This is a genomic window from Pedobacter sp. MR2016-24, assembly GCF_026239655.1.
Taxonomy (GTDB): Bacteria; Bacteroidota; Bacteroidia; order Sphingobacteriales; family Sphingobacteriaceae; genus Pedobacter.
On sequence record NZ_JAPIVO010000007.1, the window covers coordinates 180,571 to 199,690 of the forward strand.

General features: G+C 42.1%; 16 protein-coding genes and 1 riboswitch. Of the genes, 6 read left to right on the forward strand and 10 right to left on the reverse strand.

Features of this window, described 5'->3' with window-relative positions:
* Positions 1 to 57: 57 nt before the first annotated feature.
* From OQX62_RS19295 to OQX62_RS19320, 6 genes are all read right to left on the reverse strand, one after another.
* Complete coding sequence (locus tag OQX62_RS19295) at positions 58 to 552, reverse strand: sterol desaturase family protein (RefSeq protein ID WP_265833266.1); 495 nt, start codon at positions 550 to 552, stop codon at positions 58 to 60.
* On the reverse strand, positions 536 to 1,060 hold the full coding sequence (gene idi, locus OQX62_RS19300; RefSeq protein ID WP_265833267.1) for an isopentenyl-diphosphate Delta-isomerase: 525 nt from the start codon (positions 1,058 to 1,060) through the stop codon (positions 536 to 538). Before idi ends, OQX62_RS19295 begins: the two co-directional genes overlap by 17 nt.
* 1 nt (position 1,061) lies before the next feature.
* A complete protein-coding gene (locus tag OQX62_RS19305) occupies positions 1,062 to 1,568 on the reverse strand; it encodes a hypothetical protein (RefSeq protein ID WP_265833268.1) in 507 nt (168 codons plus the stop codon).
* A complete protein-coding gene (locus OQX62_RS19310) occupies positions 1,565 to 2,401 on the reverse strand; it encodes a phytoene/squalene synthase family protein (RefSeq protein WP_265833269.1) in 837 nt (278 codons plus the stop codon). Before OQX62_RS19310 ends, OQX62_RS19305 begins: the two co-directional genes overlap by 4 nt.
* A gap of 1 nt (position 2,402) precedes the next feature.
* Positions 2,403 to 3,878: a phytoene desaturase family protein gene (locus tag OQX62_RS19315; protein WP_265833270.1), complete on the reverse strand. Its 1,476-nt coding sequence runs from the start codon at positions 3,876 to 3,878 to the stop codon at positions 2,403 to 2,405.
* A gap of 168 nt (positions 3,879 to 4,046) precedes the next feature.
* A complete protein-coding gene (locus OQX62_RS19320) occupies positions 4,047 to 4,541 on the reverse strand; it encodes a hypothetical protein (protein ID WP_265833271.1) in 495 nt (164 codons plus the stop codon).
* 63 nt (positions 4,542 to 4,604) lie between these two features.
* On the opposite strand from OQX62_RS19320, the gene OQX62_RS19325 reads away from it, so the two are divergent.
* The 4 genes from OQX62_RS19325 (at position 4,605) to OQX62_RS19340 (ending at position 9,852) form a co-directional block, all read left to right on the forward strand.
* A complete protein-coding gene (locus tag OQX62_RS19325; RefSeq protein ID WP_265833272.1) occupies positions 4,605 to 5,723 on the forward strand; it encodes a trans-sulfuration enzyme family protein in 1,119 nt (372 codons plus the stop codon).
* A 167-nt stretch (positions 5,724 to 5,890) separates the two neighbouring features.
* Positions 5,891 to 6,003: riboswitch (SAM riboswitch) on the forward strand.
* Positions 6,004 to 6,212: 209 nt separating this feature from the next.
* Positions 6,213 to 7,526: an O-acetylhomoserine aminocarboxypropyltransferase/cysteine synthase family protein gene (locus OQX62_RS19330; protein WP_265833273.1), complete on the forward strand. Its 1,314-nt coding sequence runs from the start codon at positions 6,213 to 6,215 to the stop codon at positions 7,524 to 7,526.
* A 26-nt stretch (positions 7,527 to 7,552) separates the two neighbouring features.
* Complete coding sequence (locus OQX62_RS19335) at positions 7,553 to 8,611, forward strand: homoserine O-acetyltransferase family protein (RefSeq protein WP_265833274.1); 1,059 nt, start codon at positions 7,553 to 7,555, stop codon at positions 8,609 to 8,611.
* The gene (locus tag OQX62_RS19340; RefSeq protein WP_265833275.1) at positions 8,611 to 9,852 is read left to right on the forward strand and encodes a homoserine dehydrogenase; all 1,242 of its coding nucleotides are present in this window, start codon (positions 8,611 to 8,613) and stop codon (positions 9,850 to 9,852) included. Before OQX62_RS19335 ends, OQX62_RS19340 begins: the two co-directional genes overlap by 1 nt.
* Before the next feature lie 127 nt (positions 9,853 to 9,979).
* Here the strand turns inward: OQX62_RS19340 and OQX62_RS19345 are convergent, their stop codons facing one another.
* The 3 genes from OQX62_RS19345 to OQX62_RS19355 are packed head-to-tail and all read right to left on the reverse strand — an operon-like array spanning position 9,980 to position 15,295.
* The gene (locus OQX62_RS19345; RefSeq protein WP_265833276.1) at positions 9,980 to 11,338 is read right to left on the reverse strand and encodes a dihydrolipoamide acetyltransferase family protein; all 1,359 of its coding nucleotides are present in this window, start codon (positions 11,336 to 11,338) and stop codon (positions 9,980 to 9,982) included.
* A gap of 51 nt (positions 11,339 to 11,389) precedes the next feature.
* Entirely contained in the window at positions 11,390 to 12,637 is a 1,248-nt protein-coding gene (locus tag OQX62_RS19350; RefSeq protein WP_265833277.1) for a competence/damage-inducible protein A, read from the reverse strand.
* 9 nt (positions 12,638 to 12,646) lie between these two features.
* Positions 12,647 to 15,295: a putative LPS assembly protein LptD gene (locus OQX62_RS19355; RefSeq protein WP_265833278.1), complete on the reverse strand. Its 2,649-nt coding sequence runs from the start codon at positions 15,293 to 15,295 to the stop codon at positions 12,647 to 12,649.
* Between the two features lie 413 nt (positions 15,296 to 15,708).
* On the opposite strand from OQX62_RS19355, the gene OQX62_RS19360 reads away from it, so the two are divergent.
* Entirely contained in the window at positions 15,709 to 16,551 is an 843-nt protein-coding gene (locus OQX62_RS19360) for an N-acetylmuramoyl-L-alanine amidase family protein (protein WP_265833279.1), read from the forward strand.
* Between the two features lie 16 nt (positions 16,552 to 16,567).
* Positions 16,568 to 17,518 (forward strand): MlaD family protein, encoded by a 951-nt coding sequence (locus OQX62_RS19365; RefSeq protein ID WP_265833280.1) that lies wholly within the window; start codon positions 16,568 to 16,570, stop codon positions 17,516 to 17,518.
* 353 nt (positions 17,519 to 17,871) lie between these two features.
* On the opposite strand, the gene OQX62_RS19370 is transcribed toward OQX62_RS19365, so the two are convergent.
* Positions 17,872 to 18,318: a hypothetical protein gene (locus tag OQX62_RS19370; protein WP_265833281.1), complete on the reverse strand. Its 447-nt coding sequence runs from the start codon at positions 18,316 to 18,318 to the stop codon at positions 17,872 to 17,874.
* Positions 18,319 to 19,120 lie beyond the last annotated feature (802 nt).

Below are 19,120 nucleotides of genomic sequence, written 5' to 3' on the forward strand. Positions count from 1 at the left end.
CAAAAGTAAGATAAAATCAACAGAAGACCGTGAAACAATACATTTAAGCTGTCAGGGTTATGTCAAAGGTAAATCCTGCTTCTGCGGTTTTTTCATCTTAATCGCTTCCCTGAAATACCGCAACGGCACAAATAACATACCGAAGCATTCCCCTTCTTCCTTATTCAAATGTTTGTGATGTACTTTATGCGCTTTTCTTAAAGCCCTGAAATAGAAGTTATCAGTGCGCGTGAAAAGTTTAAAGCGCTGATGGATAAAGATATCATGCACAAAGAAATAAGCGAAACCATAAAGTGTAATGCCTATGCCGATATAAAACATAAACCCAAGGTCAGTCACAAAGGTACCGGTCACAAAAAAAGTCATCGAGATGAAGGCGAAGATGACAAAAAAATAGTCATTCTTTTCAAAGAAGTGATCTGATTTATTATGGTGATCCTCATGCAGGTTCCAGAAAAGTCCGTGCATAATATATTTATGCGTAAGCCATGTTACACATTCCATTAAACAAAAAGTCAGCAATACTATGCCAATATTAATCAATATGTTCATCACGTATCTGTTTAATTCTATTCAACATTAATTTAAACCATTCTGTATAATTTTCCGGATGTACAGCAATATCCGCTTCAATATTTTCTAAACTCATATACTTCCATCCGGCTACCTCCTCCGCATTCGGCACCGGCAATACATTACTCCGTCCAAAAAAGACGTGGTCCAGTTCATGCTCGGTCAGGCCATCGGCTAAAACAGCTTTATAAATAAACCTGTACTGGTAAATCAGTTCACAGGACATATTCATTTCTTCCTGTAAACGCCGCACAGCCGCTTCCATCACATTTTCATCCTTTCGGGGATGGGTACAGCAAGTATTAGTCCACTGCAGAGGCGAATGGTATTTTTCTGCCGCCCGCTGCTGTAGCAGCAGCTCATGTTGATCATTGAAAACAAAAATAGATATTGCCCGGTGCAGAACAGCCTCCTGATGCGCCTGCAGCTTTTCCATAATTCCAATTTCATTATCCTCTTCGTCTACCAGCAAGACATATTCTATCATTCTATAATGTTTTTATCAGTGTTTTCTCGCCCGCAGTACAATATTTATTAATTAGCAGATAAGTCTTTATTCTTTTATGCAGCACCACATCTGCAGTGTCTTTACTTTTATTATGCGCCAGCCAGCTGATCAGTGCCTTTTTATCCCTGGCGATCGCGTCATTGTATTTCAATAGTGCAGGCACATTACTTTGTGTGCTTAGCCGGAATAAACGTAACTCCGGATTGGCACTATCCTTTTTGATCACATTCTCCAGTAAATCCCTGCCCTTGTTAAAATGTGATAACTTACTGAAAGGATTAACCACATGTTTACACAACAGAAATTCTGACATTGCCCGGAAGCCGACCAATACGGGCAGATCAGTTTCCTTCACCGTTTTCAGCCGATCATAAAATTTCTGAGCCACAGCCTTATTTTCTACTGAAGCGTCCATCAGCTCCCTGCATTCTTTTGTATCAGGCAAAGAAACACTATAAGAAAATAAAAACAGTAAGATCAATCTCATATCATTCTAAAACTATGTTTCACATAAGAACCGGCCAGCAAGCCTATTTTCTGTGCGTTTGGAATCCTGATCCGCTGGGAGAGTATGTTGGAAGAAGAGACCGACTTGATTTTGTTAAACAGGCTTTTATAATAGATATAAGCTACATACACCCCAAATCTTGACGAACGCGGCAAAGCTTTTATACCTTTCAGTGCAGCATCAAAGTCCTGTTGTATATCATGTTCAATCTCCTTTTTCTCCGCCTCAGAAAATACCGTAAAGTCAACTGCCGGGAAATACGTTCTTCCCAATACTTCATAGTCATTTTTCATATCCCTCAGAAAATTCACCTTCTGAAAAGCAGCACCTAATTTCATCGCTGCAGGTTTCAGTTCCTGATACATAGTGCTATCATTTTCAGTAAACACCCGCAAGCACATTAATCCGACTACTTCCGCCGAGCCTAAAATATAGGTATCATAAGAGCCCGAAGTATGACAGGTTTCCTGCAGATCCATTTCCATACTCGCCAGGAAACAATCAATCAGCTCCAAGTCAATTCCATAATCATTCACTACATGCTGAAAACTATTCAATATCGGATTCAGGCTGATCCCCTGTGTTATAGATTTATAGGTAGCAGCTTTAAATTCAACCAATAACTCTTTCTTATCATAACCATGAAAAGAATCAACAATTTCATCAGCTAAACGCACAAAACCGTAAATACTATATATCGCATCATGGAATTTTTTGTGAAGGCAGCCAATACCGAGCGAAAAACTTGTACTGTAAGTTTTTGTCACGATTTTACTTGTGGTGATAGAGATCTGATCAAACAGTTGTTTCATCTTATTTTTTATGTAGGTATTTATTCAGTTCTGCCGCAGCAACCTGTCCCGAAATCAATGCGGGAGGTACGCCAGGGCCGGGAACGGTAAGCTGACCTGCATAAAACAGGTTATTTACCTTCTTGTTTCGTAAAGATGGTTTTAACACAGCGGTCTGACTCAGCGTATTAGCCAATCCATAGGCATTTCCTTTAAACGCATGGTAATCCTCTACGAAATCATTGATGCAATACGTTCTTTTGTAGACAATCTCGGCTGCAAAACTTTCTCCGCAAAAGCTTTCCATCCTTTTGATCAGACCGTCAAAATAGCTATCCCTGACAGCTGCTGTGTCAATAAGCCCTGTAGCAACGGGCACCAGGATAAATATGTTTTCCATACCATCAGGCGCTACCGTATCGTCTGTCTTTGAAGGACAGCAAACATAGAAGAGCGGATGCTCAGGCCATTGCGGGTCGTTATAAATCTGCTCAGCATGTTTATTCAAATCTGCATCGAAAAATAAATTGTGGTGCAACAGTTTCTTCAGTTTTTTACTTACCCCTACGTAATAGATCAGGCAGGAAGGTGCAAAAGTTTTTTTCTCCCAGTATTTAGCATCATAATTTCTATACTTTTCTTCCAGCAGCTGCTGCTCCACATGGTTGTAATCCGCAGCGGCAATGATGCCATCCGCAGTGATATGTCCCATACTGGTATCCAGTCCCGTAACGAGCTGACCAGCTATCTTTATTTGATCAACCTGTACGCCCGTATGGAAGTCCACTCCCAGAGAGCCTGCCAGTTCCTTCATTCCATTCACAATCTGGTACATTCCACCTTTAGGATACCAGGTACCCTGCACCAGTGCTGAATAGTTCATCATGGTATATAAGGCAGGAATCTTATTCGCCATTGCCCCTAAAAACAGGACAGGAAACTCCATGAGTGCTATCAGGCGTTCATCTTTAAAATAACTGCGTACATAACTGCTTACTGAGCTGAACAGATTGGCATTCAACATCCCCTTCACCACATCAATATTGGCATATTCCAGCCAGGAAAATGCAGGTTTATACACCATGTCCTGCATCCCTACAGTATATTTGAATTCCGCTTCCTTCAGGAATTTTCTCAAAGCCTCAGCACTGCCCTTTTCGATCTGCTCAAAAGTCTGATACAGCTCCTCCAGGCGCGCTGGAATTTCCACCACTTCATTCCCCTCAAATATCATCTGAAATCCCGGATCAAGCTGTTGCAGCTCGTAATAGTCGGCCGCCGACTTCCCAAACTGCCTGAAGAAGTTCTCAAACACATCCGGCATCCAGTACCAACTGGGCCCCATATCAAATGTAAAACCATCAGCTTTGTACATTCTTGCCCTTCCGCCGATACCCTCATTTTTTTCAATCACCTTCACTTCATGCCCGGCCTGCGCCATAAAACATGATGCTGCCAGTCCCGAAAAACCACTACCAATTATTGAAATTTTAGCCATAAAAAGATTCTTTGCATCAAAAAAGATTTGTATTCCTGACAGCAAGGCCATGAAAATACCAATTATATATCATACTCCGGGATAAAAACAGCTACCTAACGCCAATTTTACCAATAAAAAAAGCCAGCGCTAAGCTGGCTTCTATAGTTTCAATGTGTATTTGTTAAATTATTTTACTGCTTTAGAGAAGTTCATCACAATATAAGCTGGTGAGCTTCCGTAATCTACCGGAGATTTCAACACCATATTGTCGCCCGTAGCAGAAGAAAGAATCAATCTGTATCCTTCCGTTACATTTTTAGCTTTATCACCTTCATACAATTTTTTAAACTGGAAAGTTTCGTCAGCAGTGCTTACCGACCAGAAAATACTTTGTGTTCTTGTCGGACAGTCAGTTGTTCCGGGTAAAACATAAGTTCCGTTTCCGCTATTTGTTAAATTCCAGGTACTTCCAATAAAACATTTGTAAGAAGCTTCGCTAAAAAGTGATTTTACTGCTCCGGCGGGTACGCCTTCAAACGTAATATCGTTTAAAACCCAGTTACCAGATACATTACCCCTTCTTAAACTTGTTGTTGCTGATGCATTTTTTGTAGATGAGCAACTTTGTAACACCATTAATGAACTACATAAAATGGCAGCTATAACTAATATTCTTTTCATATACTTGTATTTTCGAATACAACTTACATAAATCCTGCCAAAAATATTAAAATACAAAATTCTATGCAGACCGAAACTATTGCAATACATGCCGGAAATTTAACTCGCAGTGTAACAGGCGATGTTACACAACCTATCAGTTTATCCACCACATTTTTCAGAGATGAAAATGGCGGTTATCCTGGCGGACATATGTACAGCCGTGTCAGTAATCCCAACCGTTCTGCATTGGAAAAAGTACTCACGGCGCTGGATAAAGGTGCAGATGCCTGCGCTTTCTCGTCTGGTAATACCGCTGGCATGGCAGTTTTCCAGGCTTTACTGCCGGGCAGCCACATCATTGCGCCGGATGATATGTACTGGGGATTCAAAAAACAACTGCTCTCTATTTTTAAAGGTACACTGGAGATTGATTTCGTTGACCTCACCGATGTCAGCAACATAGCTGCTTATATCCGGGAGAATACGGTCATGATCTGGATCGAAACTCCTTCTAATCCATTATTAAAGGTTACCGATATTGCTGCTGTCGCTGCTATAACGAAACAGCACGGACTTACGCTGGCATGCGATAGTACCTTTGCCTCTCCCTGTTTCCAGCATCCTATTGAATATGGGGCCGACCTGGTCATGCATTCTTCTACCAAATATATTGGTGGCCATAGCGATGTGCTGGGCGGCGTACTGATTACTGCAGCACATACAGAGTTATGGGAAAAGATCAGAAATATCCAGCAAATTGGCGGGGCTGTGCCTTCTCCCTTCGATTGTTTCCTGTTACTGCGCAGCATCAAAACTTTGCCCTACAGGATGAAAGGCCATCATGAAAACGGCATGGCGCTGGCGCTTTACCTCGAAAATCACCCTGAGATTGAAGCTGTATATTATCCGGGCCTGCCCTCCCATCCGCAGTACGAAATTGCCAAAAAGCAGATGACCGGTTTCAGCGGAATGTTATCTGTTCTGGTAAAGGGTGATGGAGCACGTGCAAAAAAGGTGGTGAATACGGTGAAATTATTCGCTCAGGCCACCAGTCTGGGCGCTGTGGAAAGTTTAATAGAACACAGGGCATCTGTAGAAGGACCAGACACCAAAACCCCGCAGAATTTAATTCGGATATCTGTGGGACTGGAACATATAGACGACCTTATTCAGGATTTTGAGCAGGCGCTGCGTGTATAATCTTTAACAGCACAGTAAATTGAATGGTATAAATTTGATTTTATACCATTCATCTACAGACATTTGACTAATTTTCAGAATATTATTTTGGAGATTCACAGAATAAATCTACATTTGTAACATAATAGCGAAAGCTGTTAAAGTCAACACCTCTCTTTAGAGGCTTTGATTTATAAAGAAGTGGCGAGAGACAGGCTCTAAGACCCACTGGCAACCCTCCCGAAAGGAGAAGGTGCCAATTCCTGACCAGTTAGCCTATTGCTTCCTGGAAAGATAAATTAAAACAAAATGAAAACAATCAACCAATCGCTATCTGGCGAAATCATTTCGGCTAACACTTTTAATCCTCAGCAGGCTGCATGCGTTTGTATGTGTTGTTGTATAGGCTAGTTTAAAAATCTTCCCTCCTCATTTTCTAATCAGACGGAAGGCCTCTTTTAAGAGGTACGTAAATACTTATGCATCATTCTCACAACAAACACAAATATTATGTCAGCCAACTATAAATTCGAAACATTACAATTGCATGCAGGTCAGGAAATTGATCCCACAACAGGATCCAGAGCTGTACCTATTTACCAGACTACTTCCTACGGGTTCAAAAGCTCAGAACATGGTGCGAACCTGTTTGCGTTAAAGGAGTTCGGTAATATCTATACCAGGATCATGAATCCTACTACAGACGTTTTCGAAAAACGTGTAGCCGCTTTGGAAGGTGGAGTCGCCGGACTTGCTGTAGCATCCGGACAAGCCGCACAGTTTATTGCATTGAATAATATCCTCGAAGCGGGTGATAACTTTATCTCCTCTTCTCACCTGTATGGTGGGAGTTACAACCAGTTTAAAGTTGCATTTAAACGTCTGGGAATCGAAGTCAGATTCGCAGATCCTGATGATTTGGCGGCTTTAGAGTCGCTGATCGACGCAAATACAAAAGCACTCTACCTGGAAACGATTGGTAATCCTTCTTTCAGCATCCCTGACTTTGAAAATATCGCATTGATTGCCCAGAAACATGACCTGCCATTAATTGTAGACAATACTTTTGGTGCAGCAGGATATTTATTCAAACCACTGGAGCATGGTGCCCATATCGTAGTACAGTCGGCCACCAAATGGATCGGCGGTCATGGTACAAGTATTGGCGGGATCATCGTAGACGGCGGAAATTACAACTGGGGAAACGGCAAGTTTAAACAATTCACTGAGCCTTCGGAAGGTTACCATGGATTGGTCTTCAGTGATGTCTTTGGTATTAACAGCGACTTTGGCAATATCCAGTTCATCATCCGAGCACGTGTAGAGGGCTTGCGCGACTTCGGTCCCTCCCTTGCCCCTTTCAATTCGTTTCTCCTGATACAGGGTCTCGAAACGCTATCGCTACGGGTACAGCGTCATGTGGACAACGCACTGGCACTGGCCACCTGGCTGCAAAACCATGAAGCCGTAAAAACTGTACTTTATCCGGGTCTGGAAAGCAGCCCTTATCATCAGAATGCAAAAAAATACCTGAAGAACGGCTTCGGTGCTGTCTTATCCTTTGAATTGCATGGTGGCAAAGAAAACGCAACACAGCTGGTCAATGAGCTGCAGCTCATCAGTCACCTGGCCAATGTTGGCGATGCGAAAACGCTGATTATCCAGCCTGCAGCTACCACACATCAGCAGTTGAGCGAAACAGAACAATTAGCGGCCGGGGTAACACCGCAACTGCTGCGCATATCTGTAGGAATAGAGCATATTGATGATATCAAGGCAGACCTGGAGCAGGCATTTGCAAAAATTCAGTCAGCAGGAAATTAAGACAACGCTATTTTAAGATTACAACAATGCCATCAACGAATATATATCAATATCCTAAAGTATTTAAATTAGAAAACGGAAAGAAACTGCGCGGGTTACAAATTGCCTACCATACTTACGGGAAGCTCAATGCCAAAAAAGACAATGTAATCTGGGCTTGTCACGCACTGACGGCAAATGCTGATGTGCTGGACTGGTGGAGCGGCCTTTTCGGACAGAATGCTTTATTTAATCCTGAAGATCACTATATCATCTGTGCCAATGTACTGGGTTCCAATTATGGAACGACCAATCCGCTCAGCATTAATCCTGTCACAGGACAGCCTTATTACCTGGCTTTTCCTGAGTTTACCATCAGGGATTTCGTGAGCGCACACCAGTTACTGGCGGCACATCTGGGTGTAGAAGAGATCAGGGTATTGATTGGTGGTTCTTTAGGCGGACAGCAAGCATCAGAATGGGCCATTGCAGAAAGCAATAAAATACAAAACCTGATCCTCGTAGCTACCAATGCCTTTCATTCGCCATGGGGAATTGCATTTAATGAGAGTCAGCGTTTAGCCATTACGGCCGACCGTACCTTTTACGCTCAGCAGCCAGATGGCGGCATCAAGGGTTTAAAAGTAGCAAGAAGCATAGCCCTGCTTTCTTACCGTACCTATGAAGCGTATGGAGCAACGCAGGTAGAAAGCGTAAATGACAAAACAGGTGGTTTCAGAGCTTCCTCCTACCAGAATTACCAGGGGGAAAAATTATGTAAGCGTTTCAATGCCTACAGCTACTGGTACCTCAGCAAAGCGATGGACAGCCATAATGTTGGCCGCGGAAGGAAAAGTGTCATTGATGCACTGGCTGCGATTAAATCCAACACACTGGTGATAGGAATTGAGAACGACTTCCTCTTCCCTATTGCTGAGCAGAAATACCTGGGCGATCACATTCCGGGTGCAGCGTTCCATAGTATCAAATCTGCCTACGGACATGATGGTTTCCTGATTGAGACGGACATCCTTACCAATATCATTGGTAATTTTTTAAAAGAAAGCGTAAATAAAAAGATTATAAAACTGCATAAAACAGCATAATGAGTAAGCGACTAAAAATTGGAATATTTGGTTTTGGAGTAGTAGGTCAGGGATTACATGACATCATTCAGGGACAGGACCTTAATCTGGAGATCATTAAAATAGCGATTAAAAACCCTGATAAAAAAAGGAGCCTGGATGCCAAACTGTTTACGACCGATCATAATGAGATCCTGAATAATCCGGAGATCAATACGATTGTAGAATTAATTGATGATGCAGATGCAGCTTTCGACATTGCTAAAAGAGCTTTAACCAGTGGCAAACATGTCGTTTCTGCCAATAAAAAAATGATTGCCAATCACCTGGCAGAACTGGTGGAATTACAGGCAGCACACGGCACTTCTCTCCTTTATGAAGGTGCGGTATGCGGAAGTATTCCCATCATCAGAAACCTGGAAGAGTACTATGACAATGAGTTGCTGCACGGAATCAGCGGTATCTTCAATGGTTCATCCAACTACATTCTTTCCAAGATCTTCAACGAAGACCTTCCTTATGCAGTAGCCCTTAAACAAGCGCAAGACCTTGGTTTTGCGGAGACTGACCCGATCATGGACGTAGGCGGCTACGATCCGAAGTTCAAGCTTGCTATCGCAACGGCACATGCTTATGGTTTGTTTATCAATCCGGACAAGATCCTGAACGTGGGTATCCAGAACCTCTCAGAGCATGATATCAGATATGCCAGGGAGAAGAATTTCAAGATTAAACTGGTACCTACAGCGCGTAAGATCAGCACCAAACAGGTAGTGACCTATGTGCTCCCTAAGTTTGTAAAATCAGACGATTTTCTGTTTAACGTAGAGAATGAGTACAATGGCGTAACCGTGCAGGCAGCCTTTGCAGACAAACAGTTTTTCTTTGGAAAAGGTGCTGGCGGTCACCCTACCGGTGCAGCTGTATTATCAGACATTGCGGCTTTACGTTATGGCTACAGATATGAATATAAAAAGTACCATCAGCAAAACGGCTTAATCCATACAGACAATGTAAACATTGAAGTTTACCTGAGATATGTACACGAGTATACTGTTGAAAAGCTGAAAATAGAAAATATAGTAGAACGTTTTTCGCGCGACGACTACAAATACGTGATCGGTAGTGTCAGCCTGAAATCGCTGATTGCAAATAAAGACTTGCTCGTACAAAAAGATGTTTTCATTGCCCATACCGGCAGATTTACCTATACAGATCAGCAGATCCAGGTGATTGCAGGCGAGGAAGTTTTATTTAACTAATCCCTTTTAATTTTTGTTTTGATATGCAAAAGGCCGGATAATTATCCGGCCTTTTGCATATAGTATATTTTGATATTATCAAGCTGTCTCTGCTTTGGATGCTATCCTTAGCTGATGATTCTTTTTCTTAAATCTCGCGGTTCACATCCCAGTTCTCCAGGTAATCCGCTACGCGACGTACAAACATGCCACCCAGCGCGCCATTCACTACCCTATGGTCATAAGAAAGCGACAGGAACATCATATGACGGATCGCAATCACATCACCGTATTCTGTCTCCAATACTGCAGGTTTCTTTTTAATTGCCCCTACTGCGAGTATAGCGACCTGTGGCTGATTGATAATTGGTGTACCCATTACATTACCAAAAGAACCCACATTAGTTAAGGTGAAGGTTCCGCTCTGCGTTTCATCCGGTTTAAGCTTCGAAGCTCTTGCCCTGTTGGCCAGATCATTCACTGCTTTGGTCAGGCCCACAAGGTTAAGCTGATCAGCCCTTTTAATTACAGGAACAATCAGGTTACCACTTGGCAGGGCAGCAGCCATACCGATATTGATATCTTTCCTTTTGATGATCTGCGTTCCGTTTACCGAAACATTGATCAGCGGGTAATCCTTGATTGCTTTCGTGACCGCCTCTATAAAGATGGGTGTAAAAGTGATCTTTTCATTTTCCCTTTTCTCAAAGTTCTTTTTTACTTTTTCGCGCCAAAGTACCATATTCGTCACATCCGCTTCCACAAATGAAGTCACATGTGCAGAAGTATGTTTACTCATCACCATATGGTCTGAAATGAGCTTGCCCATCCTGTCCATCTCCACGATTTCGTCGCCGCCACTCACACTAACCGCTGGTGCGCTGATCACCGGTGCAGCCGCAGCAATCGGTGCCGCAGCTTTACTCACTACAGGTGAGCCAGCGGTAGCCTCCTGAACAGGAGCGTTACCTTTTCTGTTGTTTTGTATATAATTTAAAAGATCATCCTTCGTCAGCCGCCCTTCAGCTCCGCTTCCACTGATGCCTTTCAGTTCATCCGTGCTGATTTTCTCCTGTGCAGCAATGCTTCTCACCAGTGGTGAATAAAAGCGGTCTGCATCTGTTAGCGTTTCCTTCTCAGACGTGGTAACTTTCTCATTTAATAAAGCTGTACCAGGAATATTTTCTTCCGGCACAGGTGCAGCTGCTGCTTCAACAACAGGCACAACCTGCTCTTCAGCAACTGCAACAGTATTACTTGCCGTTGCTTCTGTTTCGATCAGTGCAATGACAGCACCTACCTGTACGACTTCATCCTCGCCAAATAATTGTTTAATCAATTTTCCGGCTACAGGAGAAGGTACTTCTGAATCTACCTTATCCGTTGCAATTTCCAGCAGTGTATCATCCAAACTGATCATATCACCTGGTTGTTTTAACCATTTGATCACAGTTGCTTCTGCAACACTTTCACCCATTTTAGGTAATAATAATTCGTATTGAGCCATTTAGTTTACAATAAATTTGGTGTCACGCACAAAAGTAAGGCTTTTTTATAGTTAATTGGCATCCAGATTCAACTGATTTAAAATCATGGTAAGGGCTGCTGTGGCAGATCGCTCTATATTCTGAATCCTTTTATTCCCGAAAGTATGGAGCTTCGCTACCACCCCATTTTTGGTTGCCACTGCTATCCAGACAGTTCCGACAGGTTTGTCTTCCGTGCCACCATCAGGACCAGCAATTCCGCTTACCGCCACACTATAATCCGTTTTAAAATGAGCAATTGCACCAAGCGCCATTTCCTTTACCGTTTGCTCGCTGACCGCACCAAATTGATTCAGCGTTTCCTCACTCACCCCTAAAACAGACTGTTTCAAATCGTAGGAATAAGTAACCGCTCCTCCATCATAAACTGCAGAGCAACCCGCATGCTGCGTAATCAGGTGCGCAATATATCCGCCCGTGCAGCTCTCCGCCGTTGATAAGGTCAGCTGACGTGCTTTCATGATATCCAGTACCGCTTTTTCCAGGGCGATATCATCCTCTGCCACTACAAATGGTTTAATCTGTGCTACAATCTGCTTAGACCAGTAATCCACTTCCTGTTTCAATTGCTGCTCATCCGTGCCCGACGCGCTCAAACGCAGTCTTACCTGTCCCAGTTTAGGCAGATAAGCCAGTTTGATCCCCGCCGGCAGACTGTCTTCAATTCCAGCGATTTCCTGTGCCAGGAAAGACTCGCCAATATTGGCTGTTAATATGGTTTTATGGTAAATAAAAGGGAGGTCAAATGATTTTTTAAGCCGTGGAAGAATTTCTTCATCCATCAGGTACATCATTTCAAATGGCACACCGGGCATAGACACGATAATATGTTCGCCGCGGTCAAACCACATACATGGTGCTGTCCCATTTTTGTTCTGGATCACCTCACAGCCATCCGGCACATCTGCCTGACGAATATTTACGTCTATCATCGGACGTTTATACTTTCTGAAAATCTCTGTGACATGATCCAGCGTGGCCTGATCACGACGCATCCCCATATTGAAATAACGCGCCAGTGTGAACTTGGTGATATCATCTTTGGTCGGCCCCAGTCCCCCGGTAATGAGGATAATCTTTGCCCGCTTTTCTGCCTGGGCGATGGCTTCCATAATATGATCTGCATCATCAGATACAGAAGTGATTTGTTTTACTTGAATACCTATCGCATTCAGCGATTTTGCCATCCAGGCAGAATTGGTATCTACGATCTGGCCAATCAGGATTTCATCACCGATGGTTATGATTTCAGCTAACATAAATTTCTATTAAAAACGTGTATAATAAGCCTGTTGCTTGCTTAGTTTTAAATCCTGCAGGATCGAAGCCTTCACTTTAATCGTCAGGTTATAACTTCTGTATGGTCCGACAGGAATCCAGTGGATACTCATGTCCCAGCAATGCAAATCCCTGTAAATAGAGAAGGATGTAGGTGAAAGTCCCTTACTCTGGAAATCGTATCCTGACGTAAACTGTACTTTCCACAGTGGCGTCACATTGAAATCGCCGTTAAAGTTCAGCGTATTGGTTAAAGTAGACACAAAAGCTGTGGGTGCCTTACTATAGTCAAAACGATAAGAGAAGGTGAAGTTCCATGGAATTTTAAAATCGACAAAGGCATTCGGATCACTGCTGACCAATGCCAGCTGAGCTGCCTGTTCTGCCGTCATCCCCGTTTGTTGTGCCTGTTTTGCTGCATCGTCCAGGTTCTCATTACGCTTTTTGAAAGCGTCAGCATTCAGACTATAGCCAAATGATAAACTGAACCTCGTTAACTGGGGAAGCGTATAATTATTGGTCAGGGCCCTGCCCCTCACATTATTCAACACAGAGTCACGCACAAAATACGGGTTAAATGAACCGTCATAGGTAATCCCGAATTTATCCGTGAACTGAGAACGGCCGCTAAAGCTCAGTTCAGATAACTTATTAACCGGTTTCAGAAAGTCGTAAGTACCATTAAATGCCAGCCCCTGGATGATTGGCACCTTTTTCATGCCTGTACCTGTCGTATCTTTTGCTGAGAAAACTTTCGCTTCCAGTGTATTGTCCAGACCGAAATTGATCGTTGCACTTCTTCCCTCACCCGGACCACCGTAAAGTAAACCATCGTGAATAGAATAACGTTTAGCCCGGTTATATACAGGATCCCAAACCGTTGCACCATCCTGATACTGCAAAATTTTGTAATTGCCTTTCGAAGGATCTGAAAAATCAGGACGGTAATTGAAACTTACCGTAGGTGTCATCACCAAACGTAATGCTTTCAGATTTCCCAGGTTATTGAACTGCGCCGTATTGTAGATCTTGGTAGATACCCCCATGTTAAAGCTGTATTCGCCCGACCTGTTAAATCCGTTTACGGTATCTCTGATCACCGTATAAGGTTGCACCACACCATCCAGTAACCCACCTCTCACAGCGGTCTGGCGCGTGGATTGAAAATGCCATTTCTCCAGATAAGTCCCGCCGGCGTTAAAGTTGAAGTATTTCAGTGCCGTGAAGTTGATACTTACGGGTACGGAATGACTAAAACCATTACTTAACTTATTCAAAGATTCTCTCCGGAACAAAAGACTGTCCGGCGTATTGATTGAATTCGCGGTCAGTAAACTATAACCTACCGTTAACTTCTGATACCATTTTTGCTCGCCCAGACGTTTCTTGGAGTCGAACGGGCTAATGGTCGACATATTCAATGAAGCCGTAGGCAATGAAATGGAAACCAATCTCGTTCTTGTGTCCTGTGAATGTGAAGCACCCGCACTTAAATTAAACAGTCCGTCGCCAAATACCTTACCATAAGTAATATTTGAATTCAGGTAATTCTCCGTAATCGCATACGCATTATAAGTATTCGATCCGGCCGTGTTATTATTGTAAGTACTTGTTTTGATATTTACACTCGCGCCGAAACTGGTTCCCGGGTTTGCATTTGCATTTTGCGAATGTGACCATTGGATACTATAATCCTTTTTAGGCGCATATTCCGGCGTTCCTTCTACACCATAACGGTTATTTGCATAATCCAGCCTGATGCTCCCGTTATATTTATAACGTTTTGTATAATTTGTATTTAAGGACGCACTATAAGAACCGTATGTATAAACCGTTGCCAGTATTTTAGCATCCCAGTAATCATTCAGATTTAAGTAATAACCACCATCCCTTAAAAAGAAACCCCTTGTGGCATCATCCCCTATACTCGGCATAATGATCCCGGAAGTACGGTTGTTTGGCTTGGGGAAAAATGCAAAGGGCAATCCAAGCGGCAATGGGATATCCTCAATCTTCAGGTAAACCGGTCCGGTGATAATTTGTTTATCAGTTACAATACCTTTAGTAATATACAAGCCAAAATGCGGGTGTGGCAAATTACAAGTACTGTAAGTCATCCCCTTTACGTGAATCTCATTATCAGGCTGCCGCTTACTTTGTCCCCCCGAAAAGAATCCACCCTCCTGCTCCGTAAACGTATTAAAAACTGTTCCCTTGCTGGTTCTCGTATTATAAAACAGTGAATCTGCTACAGAAGATCCCTGCTGTTCCATTTTAAAGATCGGCTTGCCTACATATTTACCTTTGGCATCTTTTCTGCCGCTGGCAAAAACTGTATTCGTTTTTGAGTTATAAGTAATATAATCGGCATCAAGCTCGAAAGACTGATAAATTACCCTTGCCTTACCATACAGGTAAATGATACTTTTGTCTTTACTGTATTTGGTGGAATCGACCGCAGAATACTCTATTTTGGAATCGGGTCCTTTACCCACGCTGTTTTTTCCCCCCGGATTTGTACGCGTTTTCAGCGTATCCCTTCCCGAAGTGTCCTGCTGTTGCAATACCTGGCGCATCGCAAATCCGGAAAATGCAAACGCAGTATGACCAGCCACCGTCAGCAGAAAGATAGTGCTCAATAAAAATATAATCCGTAAAAATTTCAAATCTGTGTGTGAATGTAACAATAGCAAAGCATTTAACCCAAAACGTTCAAAATTAATGAAAAATATAGCATTGCTGACGGCAAATTCGCTTTTGCAGGGAATAAAATAAAGCATCTCACCTATAACACTGATAAACAACGTTTTATATGCACTAATAAATCATATCTTCACATTATTTAACATCCGCTACGCCCAGAAATAACAAGCCCTTAACATGCAATAAAATGCATCCTTTGTACTGTGATATGGCATTCCGGCTCCAAATTTGAGGTGTGAAATTTTTATTATACTATCTTTGTGGTGATTAAGGCCATTTCATCATTTTCAGATTTAGCTAAAGCCTGTTGGCCGCCACAAATTAATTTGGATACAACAAAATAAAACGAATGAGATTATCAAGAAATATATTCCTGTTAGCTACTTTATTAATTTTTAGTTCAACCACATTATTTTCACAGGGATATAGAGTAAAAACGATTGTTATTGACGCAGGACACGGCGGAGATAAGCCCGGTGCAGCAGGGAGTTATTCAGTAGAAAAGAATGTAGCCCTCCAGGTTGCCTTAAAACTGGGGCGGAAATTTGAAGAGGACATGCCTGAAGTAAAAATCCGCTATACCAGGAAAACAGATATTGATGTCGCCTTTTTCCGGAGAGCTGCAATTGCCAATGATGCAAAAGCCGATATTTTCATTTCTATTCACTGCAATTCCATGCCCGATAACCGGGTTGTAGTGGGCTATACCAAAAAAGGTGGCAAAAGAATTGCTAAGTATGGTTATGTGAAAAACAAGACCACAAGGGGGACAGAAACATTCGTCGCTGGTAGTCACCGTTTACATGAACAGGATGCCGCAATAAGGGAAAATGCCGATATTGCCCTGGAGAAGGACTACAAAAAGAACTATGATGGATATGATCCGAAGGATCCCGAAACATTTATTATACTATCTTTGTTTAAGAATACATACAGGGACAAGAGTCTGAAATTAGCCAGACTGATCCAGAACAATTACGCAAGAGATAACCAGCGAGTAGACAGAGGGGTAAAAGAGCAGGGAATACTGATCTTACAAAGATGTGGGATGCCCGCAGTCTTAACAGAGATAGGGTTTATTTCAAATCCTACGGAAGAAGATTACCTGAACTCTGCAAGCGGACAGTCGGAAATTGTGAACGCAATTTTCAAGGCTGTAAAAACTTATAAAAGAGAAACAGAAGTTAATTAAGTAAACCACGCACTAAGTGAAAATAACAAACGAAACCAAAGTAGGCATACTAGCAGCCTTTTCCATCGCCCTATTAATCATCGGATATAACTTCCTTAAAGGAAACGCTATCTTTTCAAGTGAAACCTTATTGTATGCCCGCTATTCGCATGTAGATGGTCTTGCCGTTTCCAAACCAGTGCTGATTAATGGCTACCAGATCGGAAGGGTCGACAAGTTACAACTGCAGCCAGATGGTACTATCCTGGCTACCCTGAAAATCAAAGGCAAATATGATATCCCTAAGAACAGTATCGCACGCCTGGAAAGTACCGATCTTTTAGGTAGCAAAGCCATCGTCATGGCCTTGGGAACCGGGAGAGATTTCGCACTTGATGGCGATACGCTGAATGCCAACGTAGAGAAAAACCTGATGGAAGCTGTTGAGCCGGTGCAGAAAAAAGCAGAGCTGATTATCGGAAAGATGGATTCTATTTTAACAAGTGTAAACTCAATCCTTAATCCGGACTTCCAGAAAAACGTAAATAAAAGCTTTAACAGTATTGCTGCTACCCTAACCTCTTTAGAAGGCACATCCAAAAAAGTTGATGGTTTAGTAGGTACCGAAGGTAAAAGGATCTCCGCTATCCTTGCCAATGCAGAGGCGATATCGCTTAACCTTAAAAACAACAATCAGAAGATCAATGCAATCCTGACCAATATCAACACCATTACTGATCAGGTGGCTGCTGCGAACTTTAAACAAACGATAGACAATGCCAATAAAGCTGTGGCTGATTTGCAGGGTATCGTAAGCAAAGTAAATAATGGACAGGGTACTTTAGGATTACTGGTTAACGATACGAAAATGTATGATAACCTGAATAATGCTTCTAAGAACCTGGATAATCTGATTATAGACCTGAAAGAAAATCCAAAACGTTATGTACACTTCTCGGTATTCGGGGGAGGTGGTAAGGATAAGTAATCAATAAAAAGGAAGGTAATTTCTGACCTGCAAGATTTTGCTGAAGGGCAAAATCTTGCAGGTCAGAAATTACCTTCCTTTTTATTGACGTACTCTGAGAGATGGTCCGTTTAGCATGATGCAAACCTTTGAAGATGCCTGTAGCAGGATCTTAAGCGGATGCATATTTCAGCTTACAAATAACACAGACTACAAATAACACAGATTGCAAATAACCCCATTATTAGCAGCGAGGTGCATATTGCAGGTTTTTATAGTACGATACATAAACAAAATATATTTATAAAAAGAAAAAGCGATACCGGTATAACCTCCGGCATCGCTTTTTTTGTTTGTTATTCAGTTGATTTGAACTAGTGTTCAAAAACCACTACGATGAATACGCCGGTATTGGTGGTATTTTCATCTATGATGATGCTAACTGGTGCATAGTATTTTAATTGCGTAGCAGACAGTTCAAGAATGTCAAAGGTCTCGCCTTCTATCGTGATCTTGTTACCATCCTCGTTGACTTTGTAATCTACAACTTCAGTTTTTTCCTCATCGGTATCACATTGCACAGCGCCGCGGTCAAGGTGAATCTTGCCGGAAGTGGTGTATTGGAAAACGTCATCTGCATCACAATCCTGTGCCGGATAGATGATGCTGTTAGCAGGATTTTTTTCTGGTGTTCTGTCGGTTTTAGCATATTTCCAGGGCTTGGCTGTGAGCAGAGCTATAGGAGATTTGGATAATTCTGTTTTCTTACAGGCGGAAAACAGCATCAAACTAAATGCGAGGAGAGAAAGGTATTTTTTCATAGCGTTAATAGTTGTACACCACAATAATACACTATTTTATTTAAAATAATCTCCGCCTGCAAAAGTATATTGCCATTTAGAACACAAATTATTGTCTGTAAACAAGACAGGCCAGTCCTATCAGCCGGCCAATACCGCGCAAAAATCAGCTGTTTAAACTTATACAGCAAAAAAAACATCAAAAAAGAAAACCCTGAAACCTAAATTCTCGTAGTAAAATATAACAAGGCTAATCAGGCTGAAAACATTATATTCGGTATACTGAAAAATGCTAAAACATATGCCACGCCTTTTTAGTTAATTAATAAAATAAGAAACAGATGGAAAACATGTATTGTATCTTTCCGCATACAACACATTTGAGCAGGGGATAATCGGTAAAAGCAAGATACAGCGCATATGAGAACACTGACAATTTTTTGGTGGAGACTATTTTCACGGAACCAATACAGACATTACAGAGATAAAAGCAGATCGGAAAACAACAAAGAAAAAGCATTCAGACTTGCCTGTAACCTATTCAAATGATTTCGGTCAAAAGTATATCACCCCAGCTACAAACATTGAATACACATCCTGAACAATATGTAAACTGAGGGATACGCACCCTGCCCGGATAATACTGTATCCCGCAGGGACAAACACCCGAAAGGTTAACAAGCCAGTAGAATAGATAAAAATCTTAACAGTTAACCGCAATGAGGATACGCACCCTGCCCAGAGTATCCCGCAGGGATAAACACCTGAAAGGTTAAAAAGCCAGGAGCTAAAAATCTTCAAAGGTAACCGCAATGAGGGATAT

What these genes read in the sequence shown, in the direction of transcription:
- OQX62_RS19295 (WP_265833266.1), bottom strand. Translation starts at nt 552, where the DNA reads ATGAACATATTGATTAATATTGGCATAGTATTGCTGACTTTTTGTTTA.
- idi (WP_265833267.1), bottom strand. Translation starts at nt 1,060, where the DNA reads ATGATAGAATATGTCTTGCTGGTAGACGAAGAGGATAATGAAATTGGA.
- OQX62_RS19305 (WP_265833268.1), bottom strand. Translation starts at nt 1,568, where the DNA reads ATGAGATTGATCTTACTGTTTTTATTTTCTTATAGTGTTTCTTTGCCT.
- OQX62_RS19310 (WP_265833269.1), bottom strand. Translation starts at nt 2,401, where the DNA reads ATGAAACAACTGTTTGATCAGATCTCTATCACCACAAGTAAAATCGTG.
- OQX62_RS19315 (WP_265833270.1), bottom strand. Translation starts at nt 3,878, where the DNA reads ATGGCTAAAATTTCAATAATTGGTAGTGGTTTTTCGGGACTGGCAGCA.
- OQX62_RS19320 (WP_265833271.1), bottom strand. Translation starts at nt 4,541, where the DNA reads ATGAAAAGAATATTAGTTATAGCTGCCATTTTATGTAGTTCATTAATG.
- OQX62_RS19325 (WP_265833272.1), top strand. Translation starts at nt 4,605, where the DNA reads ATGCAGACCGAAACTATTGCAATACATGCCGGAAATTTAACTCGCAGT.
- OQX62_RS19330 (WP_265833273.1), top strand. Translation starts at nt 6,213, where the DNA reads ATGTCAGCCAACTATAAATTCGAAACATTACAATTGCATGCAGGTCAG.
- OQX62_RS19335 (WP_265833274.1), top strand. Translation starts at nt 7,553, where the DNA reads ATGCCATCAACGAATATATATCAATATCCTAAAGTATTTAAATTAGAA.
- OQX62_RS19340 (WP_265833275.1), top strand. Translation starts at nt 8,611, where the DNA reads ATGAGTAAGCGACTAAAAATTGGAATATTTGGTTTTGGAGTAGTAGGT.
- OQX62_RS19345 (WP_265833276.1), bottom strand. Translation starts at nt 11,338, where the DNA reads ATGGCTCAATACGAATTATTATTACCTAAAATGGGTGAAAGTGTTGCA.
- OQX62_RS19350 (WP_265833277.1), bottom strand. Translation starts at nt 12,637, where the DNA reads ATGTTAGCTGAAATCATAACCATCGGTGATGAAATCCTGATTGGCCAG.
- OQX62_RS19360 (WP_265833279.1), top strand. Translation starts at nt 15,709, where the DNA reads ATGAGATTATCAAGAAATATATTCCTGTTAGCTACTTTATTAATTTTT.
- OQX62_RS19370 (WP_265833281.1), bottom strand. Translation starts at nt 18,318, where the DNA reads ATGAAAAAATACCTTTCTCTCCTCGCATTTAGTTTGATGCTGTTTTCC.